Genomic DNA, 18090 nt, shown 5'->3' with positions numbered 1-18090 from the left:
ATCAATTTTTCGGTGATACTGAAACGCGATGGGCTGGTACATCTAGCAGCCGTATGACAGCTTCTTTTACCATCGCTTTAACTTGTATATTATCCACTCCCTTTGCTACGACAAGAACACCTCGCACTTTCGGTTTCTCTGTTCGTAAAACAACGGGAGTTTCTTTATCCCCTTCACGTATAATGACTGTCTTTTCATCAAGAGACTCATCTTCTACTTCCCTCTTGCCACCTGTTTTATCTGTTTCACCTGTTGTTTGTGAACGTTTCACTGTATTTTTTTCTAATATTTTTTCCTCTGATGAGTCCAAATTCACATTAATCGTTACATCTTTTACTCCTGCTATTTCTTCTAAGGCTGCTTTTAATTCTTGCTCATACGCTTTTTCATATTTTTCTACATTTGACATATTATCATTATTTTTTTGTCCAAAAGTTGGTACGTCTTTTTCTTGGTTTTGAGTTTTTTGTTCTTTAAATACAGGTACTTCTTCTTTTTTACTTGAAAAAAAACTACTAGAAAACATAAGCAACATTCCAAGTATGAGTAGGACAAGTAAGAACTTAGGTGTTACCTTTTTTCCCTTCTCATTACTTTCTTTTTCATCTCCATTCAATAAGTTTCGAAAAAATGAGAACTTCGAATTTTTATCTTTATTGTCCATTTACTCTACCTGTCCTCCCTTCCATTTGAACTTGGATTTGTTTATTCTCTAGTTGCCACCTGCTTGAAAAGAAGTCTTTCATTTCTCCATTCGTTTCCTCTACTTTTTTCGGTGGTTCTTTCGTGTTAATTTCAACTGGTTTTACTGTTTCGATTGCATCATTTTTACTACGCTCTTTTTCTTTCAACGTCACAACAACAGATTGAATATCTTTCGCTGACTTTACTTCCGCTGTACTTTCCGCTGCGACTATTTGTATTTCAGAGACTGACATACCATACTGTTTCTCAAACTCTTTTCCTACTTCTTTTTTCATTTTGGTAGCCATCTCTTCTAAACTATATGCACGTGTTAGAGCTTGTATTTCTTTTTTCTTCGAATCTATTGAATTTTTTACAGATCCTTCTGCTACGTACTTCTCTTCATTAAAATTTGCGATTACTTCATTTACATCTGTTTGCAATAGTTTAAATAGAGGCGTTAAAATTAAAACAACTAATAATAGACTTACAACGAATTTAACGTACTTTTGCAAATTAGAATTTGGAAGAATAAGATGAAGCATTGTCGCTAAGAGTAAAAAAACGATAATATTTCTAATCCACTCTGTAACAAATTGCATACTCTTCACCTCCTACCGCATCATAAGTGTAATATTCCCCGCAGCAATAATAATTGTGATACTTAAAAAGAACATAAACGATACGATAGCTAAGCAAGCAAATACATAAATAATGCTCCGTCCAATGATATCTAAACATTGAATAATTGCTCCGCCGCCAACTGGTTGCAATACTGCTGCTGCGAACTTATAAATAAATGCAATGCAAAAAATTTGAATCGCTGGAAAAGCGACAATTAAACATAGAATGACGAGTCCGATAATTCCGACTGTGTTTTTTAATAATCCCGACGCACTAATAACTGTATCCGCCGCCTCTGTAAACATTCTTCCTACTACGGGAATAAAGTTTCCTGTTACAAATTTAGCTGTTTTCACAGCAATTCCATCAGCAACAGCTGTCGCTGTTCCTTGTACAGATAATACGCCTAAAAAAATCGTTAAAAAGATACCGATAATCCCGACGCTAACGTTTTGCAGAAGCTTGGACAATTTCGTAACTTTATATTGATCACTCATCGTACTTACAATACTTAATATCGTTGCAAGTAATAAAAGTGGTAGAACGATATAATTCATCAAAAGCCCACTCGTATTCATTAAGAAGATGATAATCGGATGAAAAAACGATACGGATACAACACCACCGCCTGTCGCTATGAGTGCAAGCAAGATAGGCAATAACGCTAATATGAAATCTACCATTGTTTGTATCGTTTCTCTTGCATATGTCATAACGACATAAAAGCTATTTAAAGCGAAAATAATCAGTACCATATATACAACTGCATCGGCTATTTTGCTTACGCTACTCTTTGAAAATGCAGATTGCAGTGATTGCAACAATGCACTAAAAATTGTGAGCATAATGAGCGTTCCGAGTAGTTTCCCATTTGCAACAAGTTCGTGAAATAAGTACTTTAATAAACCTAGCATCCACTCTTTTATAGAGATTTCTTTTTCTCCCTTTACAAACTCCATAAAGCTACCTTTTTGACTCTCTGGTAAGTAACCTCCATATTTTGTAACAAGCCCGTCCCAAAATTGCTTCACATCTTCAATTCCGAGCTTATCCAATTGTTGATCAACGACGTTTGTCTCTACAGGAGAAGCTTGTACAACAACCGGTAAAGAAAAGAAAAGGAAGCAAGCAAATAGCAGCTTAGCTCCAAACCCCCTCAACATTCACTCCCCCTTATCCCGTCGGTAAAAATCCGAGAATAGTTTCAATTACAACCGTCAAAATAGGGATTGCCATAACGAGAATTAAAATCTTTCCAGCTAATTCAATTTTCGAAGCGATTGCCCCCTGCCCTGCATCCTTTGTAATTTGCGCTCCAAACTCAGCGATATAAGCAATCCCAATAATTTTTAGCAACGTTTCTACATATACGTTGCTAACTTTCGCTTCACTCGCTACTCTCTCAATCATTTGTAAAATAGCGTGAATTTGATCAATTAAAAGAAGGAACATTACGCTACCTACGAACACAATAAATAATGACGTAATGCTAGATTTATGCTGATTCAATACAGCTGCTAAAAACGTAGCAACGAGGCCTAATCCGACAATTTGTATAATTTCGATTCGAACCGCCCCCTTTACTGGAAGAGAAAGACACTTTTAATCTTGTCGAATAGTGTATTAATTAAAAATGCGACATGAAATAAAATAACGACAAAACCGACGAGGATAACCCAATTTGCAATATCCTCACGCTTTAATTCTTTTAGTACAGTATGAATGAAAGCTAAAACAATGCCGATTCCGGCGATTTGAAATATTAATCCAACATCAATGGACATCGCCTTTCTCCCCCCTATAGCAGTAAAATTACGATAAGTAGCCCCGCTAGTACTCCTAAGCTCTTAATCATCTTTTCATATTGCAGCTGTAATGCTTTCGCTTCTTCTTCTTCTCTCTCTAAATGTGTAATACATAACCGAATATGTTTTTGTTGTGATTCACGATCATGTTGTCCGAGCGTTTCACCAAATTGCTGCAAAATCTCATACTCAGTTTGTTGAAATGCTGTTAGCTTCCAATTTTCTTTCAAACTATCTATCCAAGCTTCTCTAACTGTTTGTTCTCCACTTTCTAGCCTGCTAGCGAAACTTTGAAATATCCAATTTAACGGCTTCGGCATTTGTTTCACTAATCGCTCAGCGGCTTCAGACAATGGTGTATGCCCATACATAATTTCTGCCTCTAATGATTGCAGTGCCGCTTTTAATAATCTAAGTTGCCTCGGTCTCTCACTGTATCTTTTGGCGTATGAAAACCCGAAAAAGGTGCTGACCGCAACGATTAACACTGCACCAAATATTTTCACCATACGCCCTCAGCCTTTCTATGAGGTAATACCGGTTTTCCATATTTATCTTTCACTTGCATAACTGTTCCTGGCCCTCTTGCTTTTGACAATTCCACAAACCTATCAAAAATGCCGAGCTCTAGCACTGCCTTTAATGATGGGCGTTTCACAACATCATCATAGGAAAATCCATGTGCACTTATAAAAAGCTGAACCCCTGCATGTACAGCCTCCATAATTGCTTCACTATCTTCTTTACGACCAATTTCATCCACAATTAATATATCTGGGCTCATAGAACGGATCATCATCATCATTCCTTCAGCTTTTGGACATGCATCTAACACATCTACTCGTGTGCCAAAGTCATATTGCGGGATGCCTTTCACACAGCCAGCAATTTCTGACCGTTCATCAACAATCCCGACTTTACAAGAAGGAATTTTCGAAGTACTTACACCTTGACTCATGCAACGCGCTACATCTCTTAAAAGTGTTGTTTTTCCCGTTTGTGGCGGGCCAATTACCATCGTGTTTAACCATCGTGATTCATACAAATACGGTAAAAGTGGTTCAGCAATGCCTATTTTTTGACGAGCAATACGAATATTAAAAGAAGAGACATCTCGAATCATTTTCACTGTGCTTTTTTCTGTAATAACTTTTCCTGCTAAGCCTATTCTATGCCCACCTCGGAGTGTCACATACCCACGCTTTAATTCTTCTTCCATTGTATAAATTGAGAAGTGACTTAACTTATTCAATAAGTAAATAGCATCCTCTGCTGTAACGATATAGTCATAAAAAAACACTTCACCTTGAGCAATACACTCTAGCGGTCTTCCAATTCGAACACGGATTTCCTCTAGAGCATCGTACTGCTTACAATTTTCCACTAACTGCTTCATCGTTTTTGGTAAAACTTCTAATACTTCTTTCATCATCTTCGCCCCACTATACTCGACTTACTTATTTCAACAACGCGATAAAAATACAGCCAATTCCAAGCGCTAGAAAAAAGAGTTTCAAGAAAGAGATCTCACTTGCCACACTCGCTATGCCTATTGTCATTGTTAAAATTAATACGGTCGGTCCAACAAACGCCAACATACCATTTATAAACAATGCTTTCTTCGCATCATTCACATAAAGCATAAGCAAAGCGGCGAATATTTCCGCGCTACCTGAAAACAACCGAAGCAGCCCCATTACAAGCACAGATGTTTCCATTGCCGCTAGCCACTGTTTCATTCTCCCACCTTCTCCCATAACGGTTACTAGTGCTGCACTCCAAAAAAGAATATATTTGTACAACCATATGCAGAGGTTGTCTATTTCAGAATTAAAAACATAATTTTTATCTACCGCCTATAATAATTTGAATATTCTTAATAATTATGGTATTTTATGGTATATTTATTGAAAAGGAGGGAAAATAATGCAACGAGTTACTTTATTACCACTCGATTTCCGGTATGCAAATGTGATTTTCAAGCTATCAAGTGATCCACATGTAAAAAACGCATTAGGAATAAAAGTAGAAACAATCGAAGACACGAAAGCATTCCTTCTTTTCGCCATAGAAGAAGAACGCCAAAAGAAGTCTTTATCGAGAGTGATTGTAAATGAAGAGAATGAAATAATTGGTCTCACCACACTTAAACATATTAATTACGAGAAGAAACAATCTCACATTGGTAGTTGGCTCGGCTATCCGTACTGAGGAAAAGGATATAATGAGGCTGCTAAAAAAGAAATTTTTAAGATTGCTTTTTTAGACTTACAACTTTCCTACGTATTTGCTGGTGCTAAAACGAATAATATTCGCTCGTTAAAAGCACAAGAAAAACTCCCTTATATTTCATTGCATGTGGAAGATACGTTCCCTGATGAACATTCTGCCTTAGAGAATGGAGTAAAATCTTCTTGTGTACTACATGTTGTGTCACGTGAGAACTTTCTCAATTGGCTAGACCTACAAAAGGAGGAGGAAAAATATGAAGATATTGAAAATTAGTTTAACCGTTGTAGTAGAAGTAGCTCTTATTTATCTTTTTTCATTATTGGTCGGTTGGTCATTTATGGAGGCCTTTTTTCTTGGTAGTTTAGCGATATTCGGGGTAATCTGGCTCATTGCTTTAAATATAAATCAAAATAACAACATTGATCACACTATATATAAAACAGGTACGGTAAAACCTTTTCAAATGACATGGGGTCCTTACACAACAGGCGCTGCTAGTCTTACGGCTTTCAGTTTTATAATAACCACTATTCATTATCTGCCCTATTTTCTATAAAAAAAGCACTCGTGATAATCACGAGTGCTTTTCTACTATGCACGAGAAACGTATTTACCTTCACCAGTGTTGATGATAAGTGTTTCTCCTTCGTTAATGAAGATTGGTACTTGTACAACAAGGCCAGTTTCTAATGTAGCTGGTTTTGTTACGTTAGAAGCAGTATCACCTTTAATACCTGGCTCTGTTTCTGTAACTTGTAATTCAACTGTGTTTGGAAGTTCAACACCAAGTACTTCGCCTTGGTAAGTCATAATAGATACTTCCATGTTTTCTTTTAGGAATTTAAGCTCGCGCTCGATTTGTTTTTCACCAAGTTCGATTTGCTCATAAGTTCCGTTATCCATAAATACGTGAGCCTCACCGCTTGCGTATAAATATTGCATACGACGGTTTTCGATGTGTGCTTTTTCTACTTTCTCACCTGCACGGAATGTTTTCTCTTGAACAGAACCTGTGCGAAGGTTACGTAGTTTAGAACGAACGAATGCAGCACCTTTACCTGGCTTTACGTGCTGGAAATCAAGTACTTGCCAAAGGCCATTATCCACTGCAATTGTTAAACCTGTACGAAAATCGTTTACTGAAATCATGTAAAAAAATCCTCCTGTATGTTACAAAATAATAAGTTCTTTTGGTGATTTCGTAATTACTTCATTACCTTCACTTGTTACAATGATATCATCTTCAATACGTACGCCGCCAATACCTGGAATATAAATACCTGGTTCTACTGTTACAGCCATACCTGGTTCAAGTACTGTATCAGAACGGAATGCTAAACCTGGTGCTTCATGGATTTCAAGACCGATTCCATGACCAGTAGAATGTCCGAAGTATTCACCGTATCCTTTTTCCGTTATGTAATCGCGCGTTAACGCATCCGCTTCACGGCCAGTTAAACCAGCTTTAATACCGTTCACACCACGTAATTGTGCTTCTAAAACGATATTATAAATTTCTTTCAATTTATCAGATGGTTCACCAACTGCTATCGTACGAGTAATATCAGAGCAATATCCTTTGTAATAAGCGCCGAAGTCTAATGTAACGAAATCTCCTGTTTCTATCACTTTTTCAGATGCCACGCCGTGCGGTAATGCCGAACGAAGACCTGAAGCAACGATAATATCAAACGAAGAAGATGTTGCTCCTTGTTTTCTCATGAAAAATTCAAGTTCATTTGACACTTCAATTTCAGATACTCCCGGGCGAATGAATGATAGAATATGTTCAAAGGCAGCATCTGCAATCTGTGCAGCTTCCTTTAATATCTTAATCTCTGAATCAGTCTTTATCAAGCGTAACTTTTCTACAAGCCCAGAAGTTGGGATAAATTCAGCATCGATTGCTTCTTTATGCGCTGAATAAGAACTATATGTAAGAGTATCTTGCTCAAAGCCAAGCTTTTGAATTCCTAATTCTTTCACTTGCTTTGCAACTTCATCAATGATTAGTCCTGCATGCTGTACAATCTCGTATCCAACCGCTTGTTTAGTAGCTTGCTCTACGTAACGGAAATCTGTAATAAATTGAGCACGGTTTTTCGAAAGGAGTACAACACCAGCTGTTCCTGTGAAGTTAGCCATATATCTACGACTATGTTCATTTGTTAACAAAATACCGTCAATACCAGCCTCATCAAATGCACTTCTTAATCTTTCGATTTTCTCCATTACTTTATGCCTCCCTCAATTTCTCCATTAATGCAAATAACGCTAACTTATAGCCATAAAAACCAAATCCAACAATTTGTCCCGCACAAACAGCTGCCGTCACAGATTCGTGACGGAACGACTCACGCTGGTGAATGTTAGAAATATGTACTTCAATAACAGGAATCGAAATGCTTGCAATTGCATCTCGAATCGCATAGCTATAATGCGTAAATGCTCCAGGATTTAAAATGATCCCTTCATATATATCTTCCGCCTCATGAATACGATCGATAATCGCACCTTCATGATTCGATTGGAAACATTCTAACTCTACTCCCATTGTTTCTGCTTCTTGCTTCATATCTGCTTCAAGTGTCGCTAGCGTGCCCTTTCCATATACATTTACCTCTCTGACACCGAGGCGATTTAGGTTAGGACCGTTTACGAGGAGTACCTTTTTCATATGCTTAAAACTCCTTAATATTAAATGTCTATATAACATTTTAACATAGGAGTTACTTGTTTGAATAGTTTGTCTTCTCTTCCCCTTCTCGCTCGGCTTTATTGGTATTTACTGCGTAAGAAACAGAGTATGCTATAAACACACCATACAATATAAAGATGCATATTGTCGTCACAATTGTTTCTTTCGGTAAATGGAGTGCACTTTTAATAGCAGGTGCTATTAACCCTACTCCGAAAAATAGTAACGCCCACCAAAATAGACCATAAATCATCCCTGGAAGAATCCCTTCAAACTTTGCCAAAAACGCTTTATACAAAAAGGCAATTAAAATCGAAAGTAGTCCCATACAAACAATTCCTGACACATTTCCCCATACCCCTTCTTTCCAGCTTCCAAAGGCAAATGGTAAAAGTAAATAGTTCGGCCCCGCTTCTGTAAATGAAAATATATGAAGGAAATACCATATCCCTCCCCAAAACAGTCCACCAAATAAACCAATTTGTACAAAATTCCTTGTTCCTAATTGTTCTTGACTCACATCGACACCTCCGCTCAATAGTATGCCCGAAACTATTTTGAACCATGTTTAAATACTGCGAAATTTGTCTATAAAAAGAATAAGAAATGTCCGACTCTCGTAACATTTTTCCTTGTCATCTACTTGTATTTGTCGATAAAATAAAGGAAACTCGGTGATTGTCTTATTTCAAAACGACAGAACCCAGTATGACAATTGCCTCTTTTTCTACATAAGAGAGAAACAAATACAGGTTGGTGTTAATAACATGGCAGAAGAGTCAAAACAAATATATGGCGGGCAAGCAGTCATAGAAGGAGTTATGTTTGGCGGTAGAGAATATACTGTTACAGCGGTTCGTCGTAAAGATAAATCGATTGAATTTTATCGATTACCGCGCGTTCGTAATAAAGCATTATCTATCCTAAAAAAAATTCCATTTTTACGAGGGATTGCCGCTATTGTGGATGCAAGCGCGAACGGGGCAAAACATTTAAACTTTGCTTCAGAACGATTTGATGTTCACCCAGAAGAAGACGAACAAATTGCAAATAAAAAAGAAGAACAATCGAAGTTAACGATGGTATTAGGAGTTGCAGCTGTTGGCGTTTTATCTTTCATATTCGGTAAAGTCATTTTTACAGCAGTTCCTGCATTACTAGCTGAATTAACGAGACCGATTTTCCCATCTCATACAGGGCAAATCATTGTCGAAAGTGTCATTAAGCTCATGCTATTATTGAGCTATATATACTTTATTTCTTTAACGCCACTCATTAAGCGGGTATTTCAGTACCATGGTGCGGAGCATAAAGTAATTAATGCCTATGAGAATAATCTTTCATTGACTGTAGAAAATGTTCAAAAACAAACTCGCCTTCATTATCGTTGTGGCAGTAGCTTCATTATATTTACAGTCATTATTGGAATGTTTGTTTATTTCCTTGTCCCTACAGATCCACTTTGGGCCAGAGTGGTAAACCGAATTTTATTAATTCCAGTCGTTCTCGGCATTTCTTTTGAAGTGTTACAATTTACGAATCGATTACGCGATATTCCAGTATTACGCATACTTGGATATCCCGGATTATGGCTACAACTATTAACAACGAAAGAACCAACAGATGATCAAGTGGAAGTAGCCATTGCATCGTTTGAAGAATTATTACGTTTAGAAAACAAACAATAATTATTTAAAAATGGTGTTCAACTCCTTTCCTCATCGTTAATATACTAATTTTAATATATGTTTTTAGGAGGTGTTCCTTATGAACGGTCGTTCGTTTACTTTCGCTATATTTGTGCTTATTATCGGATTAGCAATATTCGGCCTTGTTTCATCTGTCATTACAGATCCAATGGGAGTGTTAAGAAATATTGGTATCATGTTGGCTGTCGTTGGTATCTTTTATTTACTCTACAAAATGTTTACAAACTCTAGTGGTTCTGCAAATTCGCAAAGCTCATATAAGCGTGCTGCAAAACAATCGAGCCGCAAACATGGGAAACAAAATGTAGCACCCCTAAGCAATTCTTTCTTTAAATCAAACGCTTCTAATGACAAAGGGAAAAAAGGCACTCCTTCCACTTTGAAGCGTAAAAGAAAACAATCTCATTTAACTGTCATTGAAGGTAAAAAGACAAAAAAGAAAGACCGTGCTTCCTTTTAGGAAATACGGTCTTTTTTTATACTTTGAAGCACTTCTTTCAAACTTTTATCTTTCATACTTTCAATTCGAAGGTGATGATTTTCAAAGGGTAAATTCCGTGTTACATCATTCGGTACAACAACGCACGTTAACCCTGCCGCAATCGCTGCTTTCAATCCGTTTAATGAATCCTCAAATACAACAGCTTCAGACGGATCAATCCCTAACTCTTCTATTGCAATTTGATAAAGTGCTGGATCTGGTTTTACCTTTTCAACATCTTCTCTCGTTTTAATGACTTCAAAATAATCTCGAATTTGTAGCTCTTCCAAAAAAGGAATCACCCATTCTCTAGATGAACTAGAAGCTAATGCGATTTTTAATCCCATTTCTTTCGCTTCTTGTAAGTATTCTTTTACCCCGTCACGAGCTTCTGTTATTTTCATTTTCTCTTTATGTAAAGTTTTCACTTTTTCTTTTAATACATGCTTGTTAAACTTCTCTTTTAATTGCTCATTTAAATATGCATATAGTACATCATCTGTCGTTCCAATACATTTTGCAAATTCTTCTAAAGGTAACTCCCCGCCATACTCACGAACGGCGTCTCTGAAAGAGTGAAACCATATTGTTTCTGTGTCCACAATTAATCCATCAAAATCAAAAATAATTGCTTTCATAATTCTCCCATCCTTTTCAGTTGAAATAAAAAAGGAAACGACATACGTTCCCCTTAATTACTTTTCTCTTCATTTGCTTTTTGAACACCACGAAGGGTTTCCACTCGAACCTCATCTTGTTCAAAGTATTGCACTAAATCACCAATGCGGTCAATTGCTTCCCAGCTTAAATGATGTTCAATTCCTTCTACATCATTGTAAATTTTACTTTCATCCACACCGATAATACGCATAAATTGCTCTAGCAAGTCATGACGGTATACGAGACGTTCTCCGATTTTTTTACCTTTTGATGTTAATACAAGCCCTCTATATTTTTCATAAATTAGATATTCATCTTTGTCTAATTTTTGCACCATTTTTGTTACAGAGGATGGATGTACACTCAGCGCTTCAGCAATATCAGATACGCGGGCATAACCCTTTTCATCAATCAACAAATAAATTTGTTCAATATAATCTTCCATACTAGGGGTAGGCATCGGTTTCCTCCATCCAATTTCATTTTGCTCATTCCGTACGAAGCAATCAATAAAATGATACACCAGAAAGAATAACGTGACAAGTTGAAAACAAGCCTAAATATATAAAACAAAAAAGAATCTGTATTTGTATACAGACTCCTCTTAAGTAAAGTATTGTATTTCTGCATCAGGAAAAAACTCATGTATATAACCTCTTATTGTTTCTTCCAATACTTCTGCATCATCTTTTTTATATACGTATTTCCCGATGCCGTATCGTCCCCATTTATATTTACGCTTCTCTTCATCCATTTCAAGCTTCGTACTCGGATAACGCTCCTGAATGACCTTTTTTGCTGGTTTTGTAAAGCGATGTTGAATTAATTCAAATGTTAAATTCGGTATGGACAAATCTTTTAGTGCATTGTACAGTCGTTCAAATAATTCACGGTATCCTTCTTCCCATCCTTCATGCATATAAAGTGGCGCAACTATAAAACCAAGTGGATAATCAGCACCTGCTACTTTACGTGCTGCTTCAATACGCTCTTCAAAGGGTGACGTCCCCGGCTCAAAATTTTTAATCACATACCGTGAATTAATACTAAACCTGAAACGAGTTTTCCCGTTATGTTTTGCATCTAACAAATGATCAACGTGCGAATATTTCGTAACGAAACGTAAACGCCCATGCTCACTTTCTCCAATAAATTCGATTGCCCGCTTTAATGCATGTGTTAAATGATCGATCCCAACGATATCTGATGTACAAGCAGCTTCAAACCTTGTTATTTCAGGTGCTCTTTCATCCATATATTGCTGTGCCTTCTCAAATATTTCATCAAGATTCACATACACGCGAACGTAAGGCTTACTCCCAAGTGTCGTTTGTAAATAGCAATAATGACAATGTCCCATACACCCTGTTGCAAGCGGAATTGCATATTCAGCTGACGGTTTTGACGTATCAAACTTTAATGTCTTCCTCACCCCAACGACAAGCGTTGCTTTTGCATTACGATACTTTTGCAAATCATTTTCACCCGGCAAATTTCGAATTTGATTATGGGATGTCGTTTCACGAATCTCTAATCCCATCTTCGTAAACTTCTCATATAGCTCTTTTCCAAGTGGATATTCAAGTGCCTTCGGTTCAAAGTAAACGAGTTTTGGCATAAATGGTTTCATACGCTTCCCTCCTCTCGTTAGTATGGGGAACATAGAAAAATTAAAACGCATTAAAGTTTTCCACCTCAGTAACTTGCGTTGCAAGTTACTGAATGTTACAATTTGGATAACAGCTACCTTGCACAGCAAGTTACCTGAGTAAAAGGTGGTGAAATCATGCACAGCCAAATGTTAAAAGGTGTACTCGAAGGCTGCATCCTATACATCATTTCACAAGAAGAAGTGTACGGATATGAACTGAGTACAAAATTAAATAAACACGGATTTACATTCGTAAGTGAAGGAAGCATATATCCGTTATTGTTACGTATGCAAAAAGAAAAATTGATTGAAGGAACATTAAAAGCCTCCTCACTTGGGCCAAAGAGAAAATATTATCACGTAACGGATAAAGGATTAGAACAGCTTGAAGAATTTAAACAAAGCTGGGGAATGGTTTCAACAACGGTGAACAATTTATTACAGGGGGAGTGATGAGGATGAATGCACAAGACATGATTAAATTGAACAACAAAAAACGCGAACTTCTAACACTTGAAAATGAAGTTGCTTATAGCGATATGTTAGTTTATCTTCGTTTATCTAACGTGCCAGAGCAACAAGTAGAAGAACTATTACTAGAAATATTAGACCATCTCATCGAAGCACAAACAGAAAATAAAAATGCTTATGACATTTTTGGTGATGACTTACAATCTTATTGTGATGAACTCATATCGGCTTTGCCGGTTCAAACAATGTTAGAAAAAACTTCTTTAATCGGCTTTGTTATTAGCTTACTTCTCGCTATACAGTTTGGAATGGACACCATTGCTTCTCTTTTTATTTTCTTTTTTGAAAAGAACACCGAAATAATAAGTCCACCTTTTAGTATCCTTGGAACTACTTTGTCTGTTTCAATAATTATACTAGGTATACTATTTATTTTATATTTATTAAAGCGGTACTCCTTTAATCAGAAAATGAATTGGAAAAGAAGAATTCTATTTGGATTCGCATTTGCTATCCCGTTTTGTTCCGCTATATTCTTAAATATTTATTTTAAAAAACAACCTTATCTCATTTATCATCTAACCTTTTGGCAAAATGCTTTAATTGCTATATTATTTTTCATTTTATATAAATTACTATACAAAAAATCAAATTTTTAACAGCCCTTCAAAAGGCTGTTTTTCTTCTGTCTAATTTTACAAATTGAAAAATTTCATAAAGAAAATAAGAAAAATGCAAAATAATTAAAGTTAATTGTTGACGTGATGCTTTTATTATCGGTATCATAAATCTTCGTGAGCAATTATTTTTCGTTATACGATTTTTTTATTATTACTGAATTTTTGAGAGGAGAAATTAGATGTCAGTTAAGAAGAAAACGCAAGTACGCACCGGCAAAATGGTACGTGAACTAATGTTAGCAGACGAAGATGTAAGTGCTTCGCTAATTATGGTATATAGTGAAAACGGTGTAAACGCAGAAATTAAAATCGAGGGCTTAACGCCGAAATGTAACGAAGAATTATTTTTGAGCGGAAACGTGGATTGGAACAAGAGTGTTATTTATAAAATTGTTGATTTCACTGGAAACGCTGAAGTTGGTAAAGTTACATTAACAGCGATGAACAAAAATAATGTTTCTCTAGAAATAGAACGCGTTATGTGGAGTAAAGAAAATAAAGAGGCTGCTGAACAAGAAGAAACAGTTGTAGAAGCTACTCCGAAAAAAGAAGTAATTGTAGAAGCTCCAAAAGCAGTTACACCTGCTCCAAAGCCTGTTACACGTGTGGAAACACCTGCTATAGCACCAACACCTAAGCCTACTCCGGCACCGAAGCCAGTAAGTGTAGAAGCAGCTGTGGAATTATCTACTCCAGCACCTGTGAAACGAGAAGTACCAACTCCAGTTACAAAGCAAGAGACAACGCCGGTCGCGCCTGCAAAACCGAAGCAACCTGCTTTGACTGAAACAAATTCAAAACTACAAGAAAATTATGTGAAACTCGTGAAAAAGACAATTGAAGTTTGTCAAGATTACGAGCTTGGCATCGACATAGATGATTCTATTGAAAGCTTAAAAGAAGAATTACAAAGCCAAGGTATTAGCGTTACATTTGACAAAGAAATTATGGACGTTGTCAATCGCCTTCGTTCTTTACAAGATAAAGGAATCAAAGTAGAAAAAGTACTTAATTTACTATAAAAAAAATAAGAGGTGGCAATTGCCATCTCTTATTTTTTATAATTCCACTCTTTACTTTCATACTTTTCTTTTGCTAACGTTTGCACTTCACGTAATTGTTCTTCTGTTAATTCATACGGAACAAGCTCTACATCTAATCCTTTTTCAAACCCAACCTCAAACGCTTTAATTAACTGCTCGATTGTAAACGTACGGTCTGTTAATTCATTAATTGCTACCGCTTTAGAAGAGAACATACTCTTCATACGTTCTTTCACACGTTCATTCGGGAATAAAAACAGATCATATAACTCATCTAAATCTATTTCTAATGGAATCGACCCGTGCTGTAAAATAACGCCTTTTTGACGTGTTTGCGCACTACCTGCGATTTTTCTTCCTTCTACTACAATTTCATACCAAGACGGTGCATCAAAACATACGCCTGAGCGTGGATTTTTCAAATTTTCACGATCTGCTTCTGTTTTTGGAACTGCATAATACGCTTCTAACCCTAATGCTTTAAAACCATCTAATAAACCTTGCGAAATAACACGATACGCTTCTGTAACTGTTTTTGGCATATTTGGATGATCTTCAGACACAATAACACTGTACGTTAATTCTTTATCATGTAGTACACCCCTGCCGCCTGTTTGACGACGAACGAATCCATATTTCTTTTCGTTAACTACATCCATATTAATATCTTTTTCAACACGTTGGAAATACCCGACTGTTAATGTTGGTACTTCCCATTCGTAAAAACGAATGGTTGGTGGCATTTTCTTTTCACTTTGCCAATTTAATAAACATTCATCTAACGCCATATTAAATGCCGGTGAACATTGACCAGAGTTAATATAACACCATTTTTCTTTTCCCATCCTGCACCTCATATAACCAATTATTTTTCACATTCTCTAGTCTACCAAATTCGACAAAATTTGTGAAAGAATACGAAATTTCTTCTTATATACAAATGAATCTGTTGCATAAATACATACGGGCATTATAATATTGAAAGTAGGATAAGAAAAAAGGGAGCGATAGAATCGTGTCAACAACTTGGATTATTTTATTAGCCGTAATCGTAGCGTTCATCGGTTATACCGTATGGATGTATTTCTATCAGAAGAAATTAATTACAACACTTTCAGAAGAAGAGTTTCGCGCTGGCTACCGTAAAGCACAGCTTATCGATATTCGCGAAGCAGACGAATATACTGCAGGGCATATTTTAGGCGCACGTAACATTCCGTTATCACAAATTCGCCTTCGTCATAAAGAACTTCGTAAAGATCAACCAGTTTACTTATACTGTCAAAGCGGATTCCGTACTGGTCGTGCGGCTCAATACTTAAAGAAACAAGGCTACAAAGATTTCTACCAGTTACAAGGTGGATTCAAAACGTGGACTGGAAAAATTAAAAAGAAATAATAACATACAAAAACTAGCTGAATGATTCAGCTAGTTTTTTCATTCCATATTATTTGCAATGTATACTAAATTTTTCTTAATCACATCTTTATCATTTTCTTGTGCATTACGATACAGCAGCTGATATTCAAGTCCTTTCTCTTTCCATATAAGTGCAGCAAATTCATCTCCTCGCTCAGAGTCATTCTTATTTTTAAAATAAGCGAATGCTCCATTATTCAATTTCATTTGTTCTTGAAATCGCTTCTCTTCCACGAGATCTGGAAAACTATAAGGAAAGTTCGCAACATTTAACTCAATATATTCATTTCTACCTGACTCCTGCTGTTTATATTTAATCATGACAACAGCCTTCTTTTTTCCAATCGTTCTGACTTCCCCCTTCACATCACTCGTAATGTCATACGGTAAAAATGCCGGAACTTTAAATTTCACTGGAAAATATTTCGAAAGCTCCTTCAGCGGAATTGGATCCGTAACACGATCCATAGCTCCCCCTGTTGTTCCCACAAAGTGTTTTTCTTCTTGCATCGTTTGCTGAAACGAACATGAACTTAGTACGAAACTAGAAAACACGAAACAAATGATCCTTTTTTTCAATTTGTTTCCGCCCTTTCATACCGCCCTCTTAACGAACGAAGCGTTTATATGCTCTTCATATTCGCTTCGCCACCAAGCTCCACCTTTGAAAACTTTCCACGTTATTCTCACACATTTTGACAAAACTATTTTGCAAACAAAAAGACCTCTATCATTCTTACGCCCAAGTGAAAAGGTTACGCGAATAAAAAGAAGCCTTATTCATACCATAGTTTGTGAAAAGCTTTTCAGGTCAAGATTTTTTCATTCTTATTATTTTCCCTTTATAATAAGGGGAAGAGGTGATACATATGGCCAATATAAAACAAATTGCAAAAACCGCTGGTGTATCCATATCAACTGTTTCTCGCGTCCTGAATAATCACCCTTACGTAAAAGAAGAAAAACGTAAGCGTGTTCTAGATGCTGTTGAAGAATTGAACTATGCCAAAAATATAAATGCTATTCATTTAATAAAAGGAAAAACATATACGATCGGTGTTATGCTCCCTTTCATTAACCTTCCATACTTCAGTACCATTATTGAAGGAATCGGTAACGAAGCGTTAGCAGCTGGATATCACATTAATTTATGTCAAACGAATTACGATAGTATCGAAGAAATTCGTGTTCTGGAAATGATGAAAATGAAACAATTCGACGGGATGATTATTTGCTCTCGAACGAGTTCATGGGAACAAATTGAACCTTTCGCAAAATTTGCTCCTATTATTTCATGCGAAAAAATGCACCACCCCCTCATTTCATCTGTCTACGTAGATCATTATGAAGGCTTCCGTCTCGGCACCGCCTATTTACTCAAGAAAGGTCATGAAAAAATCGGGATTTGCTTAGCAAGAAAAACAAGTGTAAATTCTATGGAACGTGAAAAAGCGTTTGCTGATACACTTCGTAACGAAGGCAAAACGTTACATCCCGAATGGATTTTTCATCAATGCTATACAATGCAAGACGGTGCACAAATACTCCATCGTATTTTAAACATGAAAAATCGTCCAACCGCTATTTTTACAGCGAACGATCAAGTTGCAGCAGGTTTATTAACAGAGGCTCGAAAGCAAGGTCTTCGAGTACCCGAAGATCTTGCTATCCTCGGATTTGATAATCATGAAATTTCAAAGGCGTTAGAAATTTCAACAATTGAACATCCCGGTCTCGAAATGGGCTCACATGCGTTTTCTTTATTCCATAAACAAATCCAAAGCGAGCAAATTATCGGGAACGCAAAAGAGCTTTCATTCCATTTAATTGAACGAGATACTGTCTAAAAAGAGCGTTACCTATAGCGCTCTTTTTCAGCTCTTCACCTATTGACTTTATATTTTTACTCGCATATAATAAACCTAACGAACG

At 36.5% G+C, this 18090-nt stretch carries 25 protein-coding genes and 1 pseudogene; 9 read left to right on the top strand and 17 right to left on the bottom strand.

Going from position 1 to position 18090, the window contains the following annotated elements:
- Position 1 precedes the first annotated feature (1 nt).
- Genes spoIIIAG through PDK19_RS02665 form a run of 8 tightly spaced genes read right to left on the bottom strand, consistent with a single transcriptional unit; the run spans position 2 to position 4852 of the window.
- Positions 2-664: a stage III sporulation protein AG gene (gene spoIIIAG / locus PDK19_RS02700; RefSeq protein WP_000368876.1), complete on the bottom strand. Its 663-nt coding sequence runs from the start codon at positions 662-664 to the stop codon at positions 2-4.
- Complete coding sequence (spoIIIAF, locus tag PDK19_RS02695) at positions 654-1286, bottom strand: stage III sporulation protein AF (protein ID WP_001161050.1); 633 nt, start codon at positions 1284-1286, stop codon at positions 654-656. Before spoIIIAF ends, spoIIIAG begins: the two co-directional genes overlap by 11 nt.
- A gap of 12 nt (positions 1287-1298) precedes the next feature.
- Entirely contained in the window at positions 1299-2471 is a 1173-nt protein-coding gene (spoIIIAE, locus tag PDK19_RS02690; RefSeq protein WP_000943695.1) for a stage III sporulation protein AE, read from the bottom strand.
- 10 nt (positions 2472-2481) lie between these two features.
- Positions 2482-2865 carry a stage III sporulation protein AD gene (gene spoIIIAD, locus PDK19_RS02685; RefSeq protein WP_077317075.1) on the bottom strand — a complete coding sequence of 128 codons (384 nt, stop codon included), beginning with the start codon at positions 2863-2865 and terminating at the stop codon, positions 2482-2484.
- A gap of 23 nt (positions 2866-2888) precedes the next feature.
- Positions 2889-3092: a stage III sporulation protein AC gene (gene spoIIIAC / locus PDK19_RS02680; RefSeq protein WP_000020914.1), complete on the bottom strand. Its 204-nt coding sequence runs from the start codon at positions 3090-3092 to the stop codon at positions 2889-2891.
- Between the two features lie 14 nt (positions 3093-3106).
- Complete coding sequence (spoIIIAB, locus tag PDK19_RS02675) at positions 3107-3622, bottom strand: stage III sporulation protein SpoIIIAB (RefSeq protein WP_000238697.1); 516 nt, start codon at positions 3620-3622, stop codon at positions 3107-3109.
- Entirely contained in the window at positions 3616-4542 is a 927-nt protein-coding gene (spoIIIAA, locus tag PDK19_RS02670; RefSeq protein WP_000665886.1) for a stage III sporulation protein AA, read from the bottom strand. Before spoIIIAA ends, spoIIIAB begins: the two co-directional genes overlap by 7 nt.
- Before the next feature lie 28 nt (positions 4543-4570).
- Entirely contained in the window at positions 4571-4852 is a 282-nt protein-coding gene (locus PDK19_RS02665; RefSeq protein ID WP_000816054.1) for a YqhV family protein, read from the bottom strand.
- A 187-nt stretch (positions 4853-5039) separates the two neighbouring features.
- Between PDK19_RS02665 and PDK19_RS02660 the strand changes: the two are divergent.
- Together PDK19_RS02660 and PDK19_RS02655 are read left to right on the top strand one after the other, a co-directional pair.
- Positions 5040-5618, top strand: a pseudogene (locus PDK19_RS02660) (GNAT family N-acetyltransferase).
- Entirely contained in the window at positions 5599-5901 is a 303-nt protein-coding gene (locus PDK19_RS02655) for a hypothetical protein (protein WP_074615146.1), read from the top strand. The pseudogene PDK19_RS02660 and the gene PDK19_RS02655 overlap by 20 nt, the downstream one beginning before the upstream one ends.
- A gap of 35 nt (positions 5902-5936) precedes the next feature.
- On the opposite strand, the gene efp is transcribed toward PDK19_RS02655, so the two are convergent.
- From efp to PDK19_RS02635, 4 genes are read right to left on the bottom strand one after another with little or no spacing between them, the layout of a single operon-like run.
- Complete coding sequence (gene efp / locus PDK19_RS02650) at positions 5937-6494, bottom strand: elongation factor P (RefSeq protein WP_000626508.1); 558 nt, start codon at positions 6492-6494, stop codon at positions 5937-5939.
- Positions 6495-6515: 21 nt separating this feature from the next.
- A complete protein-coding gene (gene pepQ / locus PDK19_RS02645; protein ID WP_074567432.1) occupies positions 6516-7577 on the bottom strand; it encodes a Xaa-Pro dipeptidase in 1062 nt (353 codons plus the stop codon).
- A 4-nt stretch (positions 7578-7581) separates the two neighbouring features.
- Complete coding sequence (gene aroQ, locus PDK19_RS02640) at positions 7582-8022, bottom strand: type II 3-dehydroquinate dehydratase (RefSeq protein WP_000757087.1); 441 nt, start codon at positions 8020-8022, stop codon at positions 7582-7584.
- 52 nt (positions 8023-8074) lie between these two features.
- Positions 8075-8563: a YqhR family membrane protein gene (locus PDK19_RS02635; RefSeq protein ID WP_000076898.1), complete on the bottom strand. Its 489-nt coding sequence runs from the start codon at positions 8561-8563 to the stop codon at positions 8075-8077.
- Positions 8564-8810: 247 nt separating this feature from the next.
- Between PDK19_RS02635 and PDK19_RS02630 the strand changes: the two genes are divergently transcribed.
- Positions 8811-9731: a DUF1385 domain-containing protein gene (locus PDK19_RS02630; protein WP_000807112.1), complete on the top strand. Its 921-nt coding sequence runs from the start codon at positions 8811-8813 to the stop codon at positions 9729-9731.
- A 79-nt stretch (positions 9732-9810) separates the two neighbouring features.
- Entirely contained in the window at positions 9811-10212 is a 402-nt protein-coding gene (locus tag PDK19_RS02625) for an SA1362 family protein (RefSeq protein WP_061661232.1), read from the top strand.
- Here PDK19_RS02625 and PDK19_RS02620 read toward each other — a convergent pair.
- From PDK19_RS02620 to splB, 3 genes are all read right to left on the bottom strand, one after another.
- Positions 10209-10871, bottom strand: coding sequence for an HAD family hydrolase (locus PDK19_RS02620; protein ID WP_049111140.1), 663 nt, complete (start codon positions 10869-10871; stop codon positions 10209-10211). The genes PDK19_RS02625 and PDK19_RS02620 overlap by 4 nt on opposite strands.
- A 53-nt stretch (positions 10872-10924) precedes the next feature.
- On the bottom strand, positions 10925-11353 hold the full coding sequence (gene mntR / locus PDK19_RS02615) for a transcriptional regulator MntR (RefSeq protein WP_001143073.1): 429 nt from the start codon (positions 11351-11353) through the stop codon (positions 10925-10927).
- A gap of 144 nt (positions 11354-11497) precedes the next feature.
- Positions 11498-12523: a spore photoproduct lyase gene (gene splB / locus PDK19_RS02610; protein ID WP_049111141.1), complete on the bottom strand. Its 1026-nt coding sequence runs from the start codon at positions 12521-12523 to the stop codon at positions 11498-11500.
- A 156-nt stretch (positions 12524-12679) separates the two neighbouring features.
- On the opposite strand from splB, the gene PDK19_RS02605 reads away from it, so the two are divergent.
- The 3 genes from PDK19_RS02605 (at position 12680) to PDK19_RS02595 (ending at position 14717) form a co-directional block, all read left to right on the top strand.
- The gene (locus PDK19_RS02605) at positions 12680-12997 is read left to right on the top strand and encodes a PadR family transcriptional regulator (RefSeq protein ID WP_000556083.1); all 318 of its coding nucleotides are present in this window, start codon (positions 12680-12682) and stop codon (positions 12995-12997) included.
- A gap of 5 nt (positions 12998-13002) precedes the next feature.
- Positions 13003-13674 (top strand): DUF1129 family protein, encoded by a 672-nt coding sequence (locus PDK19_RS02600; RefSeq protein WP_014893519.1) that lies wholly within the window; start codon positions 13003-13005, stop codon positions 13672-13674.
- 200 nt (positions 13675-13874) lie between these two features.
- Entirely contained in the window at positions 13875-14717 is an 843-nt protein-coding gene (locus PDK19_RS02595; protein WP_014893518.1) for a hypothetical protein, read from the top strand.
- A gap of 29 nt (positions 14718-14746) precedes the next feature.
- Here PDK19_RS02595 and PDK19_RS02590 read toward each other — a convergent pair whose 3' ends face one another.
- Positions 14747-15583, bottom strand: coding sequence for a lipoate--protein ligase family protein (locus tag PDK19_RS02590; RefSeq protein WP_000514083.1), 837 nt, complete (start codon positions 15581-15583; stop codon positions 14747-14749).
- Positions 15584-15753: 170 nt separating this feature from the next.
- Between PDK19_RS02590 and PDK19_RS02585 the strand changes: the two genes are divergently transcribed.
- Positions 15754-16137 (top strand): rhodanese-like domain-containing protein, encoded by a 384-nt coding sequence (locus PDK19_RS02585; protein WP_000108655.1) that lies wholly within the window; start codon positions 15754-15756, stop codon positions 16135-16137.
- Between the two features lie 39 nt (positions 16138-16176).
- Here the strand turns inward: PDK19_RS02585 and PDK19_RS02580 are convergent, their stop codons facing one another.
- The gene (locus tag PDK19_RS02580) at positions 16177-16713 is read right to left on the bottom strand and encodes a hypothetical protein (RefSeq protein WP_041184575.1); all 537 of its coding nucleotides are present in this window, start codon (positions 16711-16713) and stop codon (positions 16177-16179) included.
- A 314-nt stretch (positions 16714-17027) separates the two neighbouring features.
- Between PDK19_RS02580 and PDK19_RS02575 the strand changes: the two genes are divergently transcribed.
- Complete coding sequence (locus PDK19_RS02575; RefSeq protein ID WP_001273957.1) at positions 17028-18005, top strand: LacI family DNA-binding transcriptional regulator; 978 nt, start codon at positions 17028-17030, stop codon at positions 18003-18005.
- The last annotated feature ends 85 nt before the right edge of the window (positions 18006-18090 follow it).

Origin of the sequence: Bacillus cereus group sp. BcHK124 (genome assembly GCF_027712065.1) — a bacterium.
GTDB lineage: Bacteria > Bacillota > Bacilli > Bacillales > Bacillaceae_G > Bacillus_A > Bacillus_A pacificus.
Note: the sequence above shows the minus strand (reverse complement) of the source record. Positions and strands in the feature narration are given on the sequence as shown.